Consider the following 13,058-nt stretch of genomic DNA (forward strand, 5'->3'; position numbering starts at 1 on the left):
CTATGTGTCTAGCGGTCCCGGGACGAGTGGTGGAGATCCGCGACGAGGACGACACCCGGATGGGCAAGGTCGACTTCGGTGGCGTGATCAAGGACGTCTGCCTGGCGTATCTGCCGGACCTGCAGGTGGGGGAGTACACCATCGTGCACGTCGGGTTCGCCTTGCAGCGTCTGGACGAGGAATCGGCCCAGCAGTCGCTCGAGCTGTACCGATCGCTCGGCGCGCTGGAGGAGGAGTTCGGTGATCACTGGGGGATCGCGGCCCAGCAGGCTGGGGAGCGGCGCCCGCCGGGAACAGAGGAGACGATGTCATGAAGTATCTAGCCGAGTTCAGCGATCCTGAGCTCGCCCGGAAGCTGGTCGACCAGATCCACGCGACCGTCACCCAGCCCTGGGCGATGATGGAGGTCTGCGGTGGGCAGACGCACACGATCGTCCGGCACGGTATCGACCAGTTGCTGCCGGACGGCGTCGAGATGATCCACGGCCCGGGCTGCCCGGTCTGCGTGACGCCCCTGGAGATCATCGACAAGGCACTCGAGATCGCCTCCCAGCCGGGCGTGATCTTCTGCTCGTTCGGCGACATGCTGCGGGTGCCGGGCAGCGAGCGGGACCTGTTCCGGATCAAGAGCGAGGGCGGTGACGTCCGGGTCGTCTACTCGCCGCTGGACGCGCTCAAGATCGCCAAGGACAACCCGGATCGCCAGGTCGTCTTCTTCGGCATCGGCTTCGAGACGACCGCGCCGCCGAACGCGATGACGGTGTACCAGGCCAAGCGGCAGAACATCGCGAACTTCAGCCTGCTCGTCTCGCACGTCAAGGTCCCACCGGCGATCGCGGCGATCATGGAGTCGCCCAACTGCCGGGTCCAGGCGTTCCTCGCGGCCGGCCACGTGTGCAGCGTGATGGGGGTCTCGGAGTATCCCGAGCTCGCGGCGAGGTACAAGGTGCCGATCGTCGTCACCGGGTTCGAGCCACTCGACATCCTGGCCGGCATCCTGCGCACCGTCACCCAGCTGGAGCGCGGCGAGCACTTCGTCGAGAACGCCTACCGGCGAGCTGTCACCGACGAGGGCAACACCGTCGCGCAGGAGATGCTCGCCGACGTCTTCGAGACGACCGACCGCGCCTGGCGGGGAATCGGCACCATCCCGCAGAGCGGCTGGCAGCTGTCCCCGAAATATCGCGAGTACGACGCGGAGTACCGGTTCTCGGTCCGCGACATCAAGACCGAGGAGTCGAAGATCTGCCGCAGCGGCGAGGTCCTCCAGGGCCACATCAAGCCGCACGAGTGCTCTGCGTTCGGCACACTCTGTACTCCGCGCAACCCGCTCGGCGCGACGATGGTGTCCAGTGAGGGCGCCTGCGCCGCGTACTACCTGTACCGCCGCCTCGACACGCCCGCTGCTGCCGGAGCGGTGAGTTCTGTTGGCTGAGCAGGTGATGTTGCCGGATCCGACGGTCCCGAACTTCGACGGGTGGAGCTGCCCGCTCCCGTTGCGGGATCACCAGACGATCGTGATGGGCCACGGTGGTGGCGGCCAGATGTCGGGCGAGCTGATCGAGCACCTCTTCGTGCCGGCGTTCTCGAATCCGTTACTGGCGGGGTTGACGGATTCGGCCGTGGTCACGCTGGGCGGCGCGCGGATCGCCTTCTCGACCGACTCGTTCGTCGTCCAGCCACTGTTCTTCCCCGGTGGCAGTATCGGCGACCTCGCCGTCAACGGCACGGTCAACGACCTCGCGATGTCCGGCGCGCAACCGGCGTACCTGTCCTGCGGGTTCATCCTCGAGGAAGGCGTCGAGCTGTCGGTCGTCGGCCGGATCGCTGAGGACCTCGGCCGGGCGGCCGAGCAAGCCGGTGTGACGATCGCGACCGGCGACACCAAGGTGGTCGACTCCGGCCACGGCGATGGCGTCTACATCAACACTGCCGGGATCGGGCTGGTTCGCGAGGGCGTCGACATCCGTCCGCAGCGCGCGGCAGTGGGCGATGTGGTGATCGTCAGCGGCATGATCGGCGTCCACGGCATCGCGATCATGAGCGTGCGCGAGGGCATCTCGTTCGGCACCGAGGTGATCAGCGACTGCGCCCCGCTCAACGGGCTCGTCGGCGCGATGCTGGACGCAGTACTGGATGTCCATGTACTACGAGATCCGACCCGCGGTGGAGTCGCGACGTCACTCAACGAGATCGCCAAGGCGGCCGGCGTCGGCATCGAGCTGGTCGAGAGCGACCTCCCGATCCCCGAGGCGGTCGCCAACGCCTGCTCGTTCCTCGGCCTCGACCCGCTGTACGTCGCCAACGAGGGCAAACTGCTCGCCATCGTCGCGCCCGCGGATGCCGACGCGGTACTGGCCGCGATGCGCGCCCACCCCCTCGGCGCGGACGCCACCGTCATCGGCGCTTGCGTAGCCACCCACCCGGGCATGGTCACCACCCGGACCACCTTCGGCGCCACCCGCGTCGTCGACACCCCGATCGGAGAACAACTACCCAGGATCTGCTGACCAGTCCGCTGTGGTGGGCAGCTGAAGGTCGGCCCGCATGGCAACCCGGATGGCCGTCAAGGGCTCCCACACCTTGCCGAGGATCTCGCGAGTGGCCTCGGTGGTGTCGGTGCTGGGATCGTGCGTGCCGTCCTCCCGGTGTTTGAGGATCGCGTAGGCGTCGGAGAGACGTCTCGAGATCTGCTGGGCAAGGACGAGAACGGGTGCACTGACGATCATCTGCGCCTCGGCGTACGCCGTCTGGAATGCCTGCCGGGTCCGCGGCAGTTCGACCGACTCGGCGGCTCGCTCGGTTCCGTTCTCGTCCGCGTAGGACCAGGCACGCAGAGCGCGGTGATAGTCCCGCGCGGCTGCGTTGAAGGTGATGTAGCCCTCGCGCAGCTCCAGCCGGCGCACCCTCAACTCGTCCCGGTCGGCCTGCTCGAGCCGCTCGGCCCGGGCCCGGTCGAACTCCCGGCGTTTCGATCGTTCGGAGATCAGCGGGGTCAGGGTCGAGGCGGCCAACGTGCCCAGTACGCCGACCCCGGCGATCGCCAGTGAGCTGTCCAACGCTGTCTCCTCAAGGGCGGGGATGGTGCCTGAGAAACCTACCGTCCGAGGACAGGGGTAAACATGCGTTTCGCAAGAGCCGGGGATGAATACTCCGGGTAGTCGGCGGCGGTGGGGGCCGCGGCGCGTCGTGGTGGGGAAAATCGGCGGCCGGGCGGCACGGGCCCGAACGGCGTGTACGGACCGTGGCCGTTGCTTGCGGCAACCAAGTATCGGGTGCCGGGAACTGGTCCGGCGGACTGCTTCCGTGACGGCGGCGGACGGTCGTACAGTCCGGAGAGTTGACTTGCGGTGGTCGGGGGGCCGCCTTGCTGGAGGGGCTTGGATGAAACGTCGGCTTTTGCATGGTTCTGCGCTCGTTGCCTTGACCACCTTGATCGCCGCGCCGCTGATGTCGGCGCCGGTTCAGGCCGCCACCAGTGCGGATCCACCAGGCCCGCCGGGGGTGCCGCCCACCACTCAGGTGGAGACGGCAACCGATGCTGCCGTGGCGAAACTCGATCCGAAACTGGAGACCCGGGTCAAGAAGGGGGAGACCCAGCAGATCTCGGTCTTCGCGACCGTCAAGGGTGACTCCACCAAGGCCCGCGCGCTGCTCGACAACGTCCGCGTCGCACAGTCCGGTGGTACCGGCATCGTTGCCGGTTCGATCGGCGTCCAGGCGCTGGCCAAGCTCGCGTCCGCACCGGGCGTCGTCTCGGTCCAGCCGGTCGAGTTCGGCAAGACCGGATCGCCGCTCGGTGACCCGGACCCGCAGCTGCACCAGGCGCCGACCAAGGCCGAGTCGCAGGCCGCGGTCGCCAAGATCAAGGCCACCGAGGTCCCGTACTCCGAAGCACCGCCGCCGCGCGCGTCGAACTTCGAGAAGCTCAAGAACCAGAACATGTCCGACGCCAAGTCGCACAACTTCACCGGCGCCTGGAAGGACGGCTTCACCGGCACCGGTATCACCGTCGGTGTCCTCGACGGCGGTACCGACTTCGGCCACCCGGACCTGCTGAACACCTGGCAGACCTGGTCCGGCCAGACCGGCGCCAAGGCCGGCTGGAACGGCTGGCCCAAGGCTTTCGACCCGTACGGAACGCAGCAGTGGCTGTTCGCACCGGACCAGATCGACCAGGGCCTGTCCTGGTACGTGAAGACCGACGCCGCCACCTGCACGCCGGCGGCCGGCAATTGCGCGGTGAACTTCGCCACCAAGACCGGCCCGTCGCGCAACTTCGCGGCGCCCACCGGCACGGTCGAGCACAGCTACGACTTCCCGGCCGCATGGAGCAAGTCGGGCAAGGTCCGGCTCGGCAGCCACCCGGACGACCACCTGCTCCAGCTGTACGGCGAGCGCCCGGCGTTCCTGCTGACCGACCCGCACACGGCCGGTGTCTACGACACGATCTACGCCGACCTGGACGACGACCACTCGTTCGCGGACGAGAAGCCGGTCAGCAAGGCCAGCCCGGCGTCGTACCGGGACATGAACGGTGACGGTTACACCGACATCTCCGGTGGACTCCTGTACTACGTCTCCGACGGCGCGACGCCGCTCCCGGGCGGGCTCGACGCGTTCGGCGGCGAGGGTGCTCCGTTCGGTCCGGGCGAGGTCGTTGCCTGGACGGGTGACTTCGACCCGTCGATCGAGGGCCACGGCACGCTGACCGCGTCGAACATCGTCGGCCAGGCCGTTGCCAACGGCAAGGCGCCGACCTTCAAGGACGTGGCCGGCGGGCAGTACGCGGGCGCTGTACTGGGTGGTGCTCCGAACGCCAAGCTGGCTCCGTTCGGTGACATCTACCTCGGCTTCGCCTTCTCCACCCAGTTCGGCTACTTCCTGTCGTCGCGGCAGGGCGTGGACGTCACCTCGAACTCCTACGGGCAGTCCTCGGTCGACAACGACGGCTGGGACTCGGCGAGCCAGGAAGCCGACGTGATCCACAACGGCTTCAAGACAACGCCGCTGTTCTCCACCGGTAACGGCGCACCCGGATTCGGTACCACCGGATCGGCCGCTCCCACCGCGGGGATCGAGGTCGGCGCGTCGACGCAGTTCGGCGGCACCGGCTGGGACTCGATCCTGCGGACCAAGCAGATCAGCGACAACGACGTGATGGTCTGGTCGAACCGCGGCTTCGGCGCGAACGCGACCAACGGTGTCGATGTGGTTGCCGACGGCGCCTATGCCCCCGGTGACGCGACGCTGAACACCGTGCTCGATGGCAAGAACGCCTGGACCACCTGGGGTGGTACGAGCCGGTCGACACCAGTTGCCGCCGGTGCGACCGCACTGATCTACCAGGCTTACAAGGCGCAGCACTCGGGCGCCGTACCGGCCGGGTTCTACAAGACGGCGAAGGATTTGCTCAAGGGTTCCTCGCAGGATCTCGGGTACGACTCCAACATCCAGGGCTCCGGCTCGATCGACGCCGGCAAGGCGGTCCGCAGCGCAGTCGGTACCCGCGCCTCGGTCAGCCCGACGCAGTGGCGGGTCGGCGACTACCGCGGTACGGAGTACCCGGTGTTCGCGAACGTCATCTCTCCCGGTGCCACGGACACGCAGAAGTTCGCGGTCAGCGGCCCGGGCGTCTGGGACGTCAGTGACCGGCAGTTGGTCCGTACCGCGAACGACACGTTCTCGCTGAGCAGCAAGGATCTGAAGCAGGAGAGCACCGGCAACTTCAATGCGCCGGACTACCTGGTCGACCTGACCAGCAAGGTGAAACAGCACAAGGACGCCGATCTGATGGTGGTCAAGCTGGAGTACCCGCGGGAGCAGTTCGACGCCAACAAGGACTACACCGAGGACCAGGCGTGGCGGTTGCTCACCTACAACTGGACCGACGTGAACGGCGACGGCAAGCTCTGGAAGGATGCCGACGGCAACGGGGTGGTCAACCACACCGACAAGACGACGAGCTCCAACATCGACGGTTTCTTCGACCTCGACTTCGCCAAGTCGGAGATCGAGCAGGGTGAGTACGGCCGGTTCATGTACCACCGGGCCGGCGCGAACGCCTTGCAGTCGTGGGTGCGCGATCCGTACTCCCGGATGGCCAACGGTCTCTTCCTCGGTCTGCAGCACTCGACCAAGAACGCGAAGATCCCGGTGACGGACTTCAAGATCTCGATCGACTGGTACAAGAACACCGACTGGAACTGGATCACCACTTCGAAGAACTCCAAGGGTGGTTCCGTCACAGCGACGATCAAGGTGCCGCCGGCGACGCCGTACGGGATGTACTCCGGTGCGGTCGTGCTGACGCGCGGCAGCGACTCGATGGTCGTGCCGGTGTCGGTGGCGGTCGCCGCGAAGGCGACGCAGGACGCGACCGGCAAGATCGTCGGCACGACGACCTTCGGTGGCTCGGACGTCGCCGAGGCGCAGAAGAACTACACGTACAACAACGGTTCGGTCTTCGGCGCCAACGACTGGGGCTGGCGAGCTGAATCCGGTGACTGGCGATTCTTCTACCTCGACGTACCGAAGACACCGGCCGACGGTTCCAAGCTGCTGGCCAACACGACGTGGGAGGGCACCGGTCCATACACCGATCTCGACACGTTGATCATGGGCCGGTCGGAGAACCACTTCCAGCTCTTCCCCGACTCGGTGTTCGGTGCGCCGTACACGCTGGACACGGTCGGGAAGAGTCCGAACACCAACATCAGGGCGGGTGTCTGGCGGTTCGACACTGCGACCGGCGGGCCGGCGGACTTCGTGACCGCTCCGGCTCAGGAAGGCCTGCAGACCGTGGCGGTCCACCAGGTCGGCTGGCAGGGCGACGCGTTCAACACGCCCTTCAAGGTGCAGCTGGGCTCTGCCTCAGTGTCTCCGTCGGCGGTTTCTGTTGCTGCTACCGGTGACAGTGGAGGCTTCGACGTCAAGTTCGAGTCGAGCGTCGCACTGGACGGCCTGAAGGCGGCCGCGTTCGGGCTCAGCCAGCCGAGCACGACCACCGAGGTCGCCCACCAGGACGACCCCAACGATCCGTCGACGGCGAGCGTGAAGAAGAACATCACGCTGAACCACGCCTCGCGGCTGAGCGTCACGACCGCCCTGGACTCCAACGACCTCGACCTGTTCGTGGTCCGCGACGCCAACAACGACGGCGTCTTCGCACCCTCGGAGATCGTCGCCTCCTCCACCTCAGGCACCGCCAACGAGTCGGTAGACCTGATCAGCCCACCCGACGGCAACTACCAGATCTGGGTCCACGGCTTCGCGGTCGCAGGCACCCCGTCCTTCACCCTGAACGCCAACGCAGTCCAGGGCAACGACCTGACAGTCACCGGCATCCCCAGCGGCCCATTGCCCGCCGGCACCCCAGTGACCCTCCACCTCACCTATAACAAGGCCATGACGGCCGGCCAGGACTACAGCGGCGAGCTGCTCCTCGGCCCGTCCTCAGCCCCCTCGGCCCTGTCAGTCCCCATCACCATCAAGAGAAACTAGTACTCCCGCAGTAACCACAACCGCCCATCCCAGGTCTCCCTGGGATGGGCGGTTGCCTTTCCCGCCCAACCCCTCCGCCGCAGCTCCGCCCACCGACGGCGCCGCCGCCCCGCTCCTGGTGGCCACCTTGTGCACGACCTGAGCATCTGGTGCCCCCGAAAACACTCAGGCGATGCACAAGGTGCACCGGTAGGTTCGTCGCAACGGTGCGCAGATCCTCATGTGGGGTGGCTGGGGAGGAGGTGGCTGGGCGTGTCAGGATTCCTGGCATGCGGGTCAGGGTTTTGTGGGGGTTGGCGGTTGGGGTTTGTGTTGTTGCCAGTGTGGTGTTGCCGATGCTTTGGCAGCATTCGCTGGTTGATTTGAAGGTTTATCGGTTGGGTGGGGAGACGCTGGTCGAGCAGGCGTCTGCGTTGTACGACGCTCGCCTTGCTGGGCTTCCGTTCACTTATCCGCCGTTTGCTGCGGTGGTGATGGTGCCGTTTGCGCTGATGCCTTGGCCGGTTGCTGTGTCCGTCTGGACGCTTGGCACCTTCGTCAGCTTGATCGTCGTCTGGCGGATCTCGGCTGGGTGGGAGATGGCTTCGCCGGTGTTGTTGGCGGTGGTTGCCGGGTCGCTCGTGCTGGAGCCGGTGCGGGAGACGTTGGGGTTCGGGCAGGTCAATCTGATGTTGTGTGCGTTGGTCCTGTATGACGTACTGGGGCCGCCGACCCGCCCCGCAAGGGGGATCTGGGTTGGGCTGGCGGCGGGGGTGAAGTTGACGCCATTGGTGTTCTTCGGGCTGCTGGTGGTGACGAGGCAGTGGAAGGCGCTCGCCTACGCATCCGGGTCGTTTGCGGTCACGGTGCTCGTGGGGTTCGTGGTGACGCCGCGCGGTGCGACGGAGTACTGGACTTCGTTGGTGGCGGAGACGACTCGTATCGGTGGGCTCGCGTTCTCCAGCAATCAGTCGTGGAATGCCTTCCTGATCAGGCTTACCGGGGATCTGGATGGCGGCGGCCTGGTCTGGCTCGTCCTCGTCGCGGTGACGGTTGGCGGCGGACTATGGCTTACGTGGAAGCTTTGGTTTAAGGGTGAGCGGTTGGCGGCGGTGTCGGTGACCGCGCTCATCGGACTGCTGTGTTCGCCGGTTTCGTGGAGTCATCACTGGGTTTGGGCGATCCCGCTCGGGGTCGCGGTCATCGCCAGGCTCACCAGGAAGTACAAGATCGCCTTCGCCATCCTGTGGTTCGGGGTGTTCACGGTCGCGCCGATCTGGTGGCCGCCGAATCATGACAATCGCGAGCTGGACTGGAGCTTCGGCGAGCAGTTCACCGGGAACGCCTACTTGATCGCGGCCCTGGTCGCGGTGATGATCCTGGTCCGCGACCAACTGAGATCCAATCGCCGGAGAGGCATAGGCCGGAGATGACCTGATCGCCTGCCACTCTGGATCGGGTGATCACGGGGATCCTGGGGGACCCGGCCAAGCGCCGTTGGTGGCTGGCTGTCGGTGTCTGCATAGTTGTGGCTTCAATCATGCCGTTCGTGTGGGATCACACCGGCGCTGATCTGAAGGTCTACCGGCTCGGCGGTGCCGCGCTGCTGTCAGATCCTTCAAGTCTTTATACAAGCCGTTTGCGGTACATCTCGATGCCGTTCACCTACCCGATCTTCGGCGGCGTGGTGATGGCCCCGGTCTCGCTGCTGCCTTGGCCGCTCGCGTACGGCGCCTCGATCGCCGCCTCCCTCGTCGCGCTGGTGGCGATCTGGCGAATGAGCCTGAAGCAGTTCTTCAAAAGGCGCCTGCACCCGGCCGTGCTGATCGCGGTCAGCGCCGCGTCCCTGCTGATCGAGCCGGTCCGCGAGACGCTCTCCTACGGCCAGATCAACCTGATCCTCTGCGCCGTGATCCTGTACGACGTACTGGGCCCGAAAACCCGCACGGGTAGGGGCATCTGGCTGGGACTGGCGGCCGGCATCAAGCTGACCCCGTTGGTCTTCCTCGGCCTCCTGCTCGTCACCCGCCAGTGGAAGGCACTCGCCTACGCGTCGGCCACGTTCCTGGGCACCGTGCTGATCGGGTTCCTGATCAGCCCGCGGACGGCGTACGAGTACTGGGCGCATCTCATCTCCGACACGAGCCGCATCGGTGGTCTCGCCTACTCGGGCAACCAGTCGTGGAACGGGTTCCTGGCCCGCGTCTCGGGTGATCTGGACGGTGGCGGCCGGCTGTGGCAGGTCGTAGTACTGGTGACCGTGATCGCCGGCCTCTGGTTGAGCCGCCTTCTCTGGCGTCGGGGCGAGCAACTGGCGGCGGTGTCCACCACCGCGGTGATCGGGCTGCTTTGCTCGCCGGTCTCCTGGAGTCACCATTGGGTGTGGGTGCTCCCGCTCGGCGTTTCCTTGCTGACGGCCACCAAACTCGGCCGGCGCTATCCGTTGCCGACGGCATTGACCTGGTTCGCGCTCTTCGCGCTCGCCCCGATCTGGTGGCCGCCACGAGGAGACAATCAGGAACTCAGCTGGAATTCCGTCCAGATACTGGCGGGCAACTCCTACGTCTGGCTCTCGCTGACCGCTGCCCTCCTGCTCGCGCTTGGCCGCGGCCGTCGCGAAAAGGTGCCAGCAGCAGCGGAGCTCGAGCAGGACGCGGCCAGGTAGCTCAGAGGCGCGAGAGCCAGTCGTACCAGGCGTCCATACCGGTGCCCTTGGTCGCGGACACCTGCAGGATCTGCGCGTCGGGCTTGATCTGCGCGATCAGCCGCAGGCACAGCTCGACATCGAAGTCGACGTACGGGAGCAGGTCGATCTTGTTCAGCAGGACGAGGTCGGCGGTGCGGAACATATACGGGTACTTCGCGGGCTTGTCGGCTCCTTCGGTGACCGAGATGATCACCACCCGCGCCGCCTCGCCGAGATCGAAGAGCGCCGGGCAGACGAGGTTGCCGACGTTCTCGACGAACACGAGCGACCCGTCGGGCGGTGCGAGCTCGGCCAGCCCGGAGGACATCATCTGCGCGTCCAGATGACAGCCGGCGCCGGTGTTGATCTGTACGACCTTGGTGCCGGTCGCGCGAATGCGCTCGGCGTCGTACAGGGTCTCCTGATCGCCCTCGATCACCAGCGACCGGCGGCGCGAACCGATCGCGCGGATGGTGTGCTCGAGCAGCGTCGTCTTGCCGGAGCCCGGCGAGCTCATCAGGTTGATCGCGGCGATGCCACGCTCCTGCAGGCGATGCCGGTTGGCCGCCGCGAGCCCGTCGTTCTTGGCCAGGATCTCCTGCTCCAGCAACACAGTCCTGGTCTGAGTGGCGTCAGCCGTCAGCACGACCTCCTCCGAATGCCCATGCCCGTGTCCGTGACCATGCTCATCGCCGTGACCGTGCCCATGACCGGTGGAGTCGTGATCGTGATCGTGGACGACGGTCAGCCGCGTCCCGCCGTCGCCGGGCTGCCCGCATCCGCAGGTGCTGCACATGTCATCGCACCTCCACCGAGATGATTCTCAGTTGCTGGCCGCTGAGAATGTCGAGATCCGCACTGCCACACGGGCACAGCATGATGGGCTCGTCGAGGGCGAACTCCTCACCGCACTTTCGACAGTACGCCCGCCCCGGCGGCTCGTCGATGTCCAGCCGGGCATCCTGCAACCCGGTCCCGTCGGCCACGATCTCGAAGCAGAACCGCACCGAGTCGGCCACCAGCCCCGACAGCTTGCCGATCTCCAGGCGCACCGCCGCGATCGGTCCGTCGCCGACCTTCTCGACGATCGCATCGACCACGCTCTCCGTAATGGCGAGCTCATGCACCCTCCCGACGCTAAACACCCCCCGGAACCGCCGCAAGCCGACAGCCAACTATTCGTCCCAAGCGACCTTGTGCACCACGTGAGCATCCCGGAGCCACCGGAACGCTCAGCTGGTGCACAAAGTGGTCGGTGGGAGGGGAAAGAGAAACCACCGGAGGCCTGGGGCGTCCGGTGGTTGGGTTGGGGTGGTGCTGGCGGGTTAGAAGTCGCCGCCGAAGTCCCAGCCGCCGCCGTCTCCGCCGCCGCTGAAGTCGCCGTCGCCGGAGAAGTCGCCTGAGCCGCCGTCTCCGCCGCCATCGCCTCCGCCGTCACCGCCGCCGTCGTTCTGGCCGGCGTCGTAGCCGGCTGCGTAGTCGCCGTAGCCGCCGCCGGCGAACATGCCGCCGAGCATGGTGCCGATGAACATGCCGGTCATCACGCCGCCGAGGCCGCCGAACATGCCCTGGGCGTAGGGGGAGTAGGCCGGGCCGGCCTCCCAGTACGGGACGCGCTGCGGGCCGACCATGACCTTGCGGACGTCGGGCTCGGCTCCTGCGCGGACCCGCTCGGCGTCAGCCGCACAGGCCGGCACCTCGCGCGGCGCGCCACCGACCGGCGACCACGTCACGTCGACGACCGACGGGCCGTGCTGCGGGTTGAAGAAGCAGGACGGGCGGCGCTGCGGCAGCGGCTCGCCGTTGACCCGGGAGCGGACGCAGGCCATCGCGTACCGGCCGTCCTCGAGGATCTCGATCACGTGCTTGATCTGCTCGGCCTCGGTGACCGCGCCGACCGCCTGCTTGGCCGACTCGTACGAGTCCAGGGCGCGCTGGTAGTCCTGCCGGGCGCCGTCGCCGAGGTCCTTGCCGACCATGTCCAGGTCAAGGTCCTGCAGCTCTTCGCCGAACTTGGTGATGTCCTCGTCGGCGGTCCGCTTCACCGACTCCAGCTCGCCAGCGGTGATCTCGTGCTGCTTGCGGTTCTGCAGCTGCGTTCGCTGGTACGAGCGATACGCCAGGACGGCGACCACGATGATCGCGATCACAAGAATGGTGGTGAACATGTCGGGCCTTCCTCGACGAGTGTTGCGTCGAGCCTACCGGGCGGTCGAATCCGACCGAAATCTCCTGAGAATCTGCTGAAAATCAACGCGTTCGAGGGTCCTCGTACCGCCTGCGCATAGCTTCCGGGGCAGCCGGTCCGGCGGTGAAGACGAAGCCGGGCCCGTCGATCCGCCGCCCGCTCGACCGGTCCACCACGACCGGCTCGACCTCGTCGCCGGTGCCGGCGTCGACCAGGATCATCGTCCGTTCCTCAGGCGCCAGCCGCTCGTTGCCCCACGCCGCCAGGGTGACGATCACCGGCCGCAGCGACCGCCCGAGCTCGGTCAGCACGTACTCGTACCGCGGTGGCTTCTCCTGGTACTGCGTACGTTCCAGCAGCCCGTCGTCGACCAGCGTCTTCAACCGTGTGGTCAGCATGCTGGACGAGATCCGCAGGTCGCGCTGGAACTCGTCGAACCGGGTGTAGCCGTCGAAGGCGTCGTGCAGGATCAGCAGCGTCCACCACTCTCCTACGTGCCGCACGGTCGTCGACAGCGGGCAGGACAGGTCTTCGGCCCGGAACCGGCCCACACCACTCACCGCCGCCTCCCAGGACCGAGCGACTTCGATAGTCGCTTCGATTTCAGCAGTAATCATACCGACGCCACGCAGGGTGACGAAAATGCCGGGCAGGCGGTCACGCAGTGCGCATAATCGATTACTGCTGTCCCGTCTAGCAGAA

Annotated in this window: 11 protein-coding genes; 6 read left to right on the forward strand and 5 right to left on the reverse strand. The window is 66.6% G+C overall.

The genetic code is table 11. The features are described from left to right. Positions 1 to 2: 2 nt before the first annotated feature. The 3 genes from G3I17_RS33395 to hypE are packed head-to-tail and all read left to right on the forward strand — an operon-like array spanning position 3 to position 2,510. Positions 3 to 314 (forward strand): HypC/HybG/HupF family hydrogenase formation chaperone, encoded by a 312-nt coding sequence (locus G3I17_RS33395; RefSeq protein WP_164602167.1) that lies wholly within the window; start codon positions 3 to 5, stop codon positions 312 to 314. After that, positions 311 to 1,435, forward strand: a complete 1,125-nt coding sequence (gene hypD / locus G3I17_RS33400) for a hydrogenase formation protein HypD (protein ID WP_164602169.1) — start codon at positions 311 to 313, stop codon at positions 1,433 to 1,435. Before G3I17_RS33395 ends, hypD begins: the two co-directional genes overlap by 4 nt. A 7-nt stretch (positions 1,436 to 1,442) precedes the next feature. After that, positions 1,443 to 2,510 (forward strand): hydrogenase expression/formation protein HypE, encoded by a 1,068-nt coding sequence (gene hypE, locus G3I17_RS33405; RefSeq protein WP_203591138.1) that lies wholly within the window; start codon positions 1,443 to 1,445, stop codon positions 2,508 to 2,510. Here the strand turns inward: hypE and G3I17_RS33410 are convergent. Continuing rightward, positions 2,493 to 3,059, reverse strand: a complete 567-nt coding sequence (locus G3I17_RS33410) for a hypothetical protein (RefSeq protein ID WP_164602174.1) — start codon at positions 3,057 to 3,059, stop codon at positions 2,493 to 2,495. The genes hypE and G3I17_RS33410 overlap by 18 nt on opposite strands. A 325-nt stretch (positions 3,060 to 3,384) precedes the next feature. Here G3I17_RS33410 and G3I17_RS33415 point away from each other — a divergent pair, with 325 nt between their 5' ends. The 3 genes from G3I17_RS33415 (at position 3,385) to G3I17_RS33425 (ending at position 10,147) form a co-directional block, all read left to right on the forward strand. Further along, positions 3,385 to 7,503, forward strand: a complete 4,119-nt coding sequence (locus G3I17_RS33415) for a S8 family serine peptidase (protein ID WP_164602176.1) — start codon at positions 3,385 to 3,387, stop codon at positions 7,501 to 7,503. A gap of 335 nt (positions 7,504 to 7,838) precedes the next feature. Continuing rightward, on the forward strand, positions 7,839 to 8,915 hold the full coding sequence (locus G3I17_RS33420; RefSeq protein ID WP_203591117.1) for a glycosyltransferase 87 family protein: 1,077 nt from the start codon (positions 7,839 to 7,841) through the stop codon (positions 8,913 to 8,915). Positions 8,916 to 8,941: 26 nt separating this feature from the next. Beyond that, a complete protein-coding gene (locus tag G3I17_RS33425) occupies positions 8,942 to 10,147 on the forward strand; it encodes a glycosyltransferase 87 family protein (RefSeq protein WP_164602180.1) in 1,206 nt (401 codons plus the stop codon). A gap of 1 nt (position 10,148) precedes the next feature. On the opposite strand, the gene hypB is transcribed toward G3I17_RS33425, so the two are convergent. The 4 genes from hypB to G3I17_RS33445 all read right to left on the reverse strand — a co-directional run bounded on the left by hypB (position 10,149) and on the right by G3I17_RS33445 (position 12,916). Further along, positions 10,149 to 10,964 carry a hydrogenase nickel incorporation protein HypB gene (gene hypB / locus G3I17_RS33430; RefSeq protein ID WP_164602182.1) on the reverse strand — a complete coding sequence of 272 codons (816 nt, stop codon included), beginning with the start codon at positions 10,962 to 10,964 and terminating at the stop codon, positions 10,149 to 10,151. A 1-nt stretch (position 10,965) separates the two neighbouring features. Beyond that, positions 10,966 to 11,313 (reverse strand): hydrogenase maturation nickel metallochaperone HypA, encoded by a 348-nt coding sequence (locus G3I17_RS33435; protein ID WP_343238512.1) that lies wholly within the window; start codon positions 11,311 to 11,313, stop codon positions 10,966 to 10,968. A gap of 180 nt (positions 11,314 to 11,493) precedes the next feature. Further along, on the reverse strand, positions 11,494 to 12,336 hold the full coding sequence (locus G3I17_RS33440) for a hypothetical protein (protein ID WP_164602187.1): 843 nt from the start codon (positions 12,334 to 12,336) through the stop codon (positions 11,494 to 11,496). A gap of 82 nt (positions 12,337 to 12,418) precedes the next feature. After that, a complete protein-coding gene (locus tag G3I17_RS33445) occupies positions 12,419 to 12,916 on the reverse strand; it encodes a helix-turn-helix domain-containing protein (protein ID WP_343238503.1) in 498 nt (165 codons plus the stop codon). Positions 12,917 to 13,058: the final 142 nt, after the last annotated feature.

The sequence above is a fragment of the Streptomyces sp. SID13031 genome (assembly GCF_010548305.1).
In the GTDB taxonomy this organism is placed as follows: Bacteria; Actinomycetota; Actinomycetes; order Propionibacteriales; family Kribbellaceae; genus Kribbella.

What these genes read in the sequence shown, in the direction of transcription:
- G3I17_RS33395 (WP_164602167.1), top strand. Translation starts at nt 3, where the DNA reads ATGTGTCTAGCGGTCCCGGGACGAGTGGTGGAGATCCGCGACGAGGAC.
- G3I17_RS33420 (WP_203591117.1), top strand. Translation starts at nt 7,839, where the DNA reads ATGCTTTGGCAGCATTCGCTGGTTGATTTGAAGGTTTATCGGTTGGGT.
- hypE (WP_203591138.1), top strand. Translation starts at nt 1,443, where the DNA reads ATGTTGCCGGATCCGACGGTCCCGAACTTCGACGGGTGGAGCTGCCCG.
- G3I17_RS33415 (WP_164602176.1), top strand. Translation starts at nt 3,385, where the DNA reads ATGAAACGTCGGCTTTTGCATGGTTCTGCGCTCGTTGCCTTGACCACC.
- hypB (WP_164602182.1), bottom strand. Translation starts at nt 10,964, where the DNA reads ATGTGCAGCACCTGCGGATGCGGGCAGCCCGGCGACGGCGGGACGCGG.
- G3I17_RS33440 (WP_164602187.1), bottom strand. Translation starts at nt 12,336, where the DNA reads ATGTTCACCACCATTCTTGTGATCGCGATCATCGTGGTCGCCGTCCTG.
- hypD (WP_164602169.1), top strand. Translation starts at nt 311, where the DNA reads ATGAAGTATCTAGCCGAGTTCAGCGATCCTGAGCTCGCCCGGAAGCTG.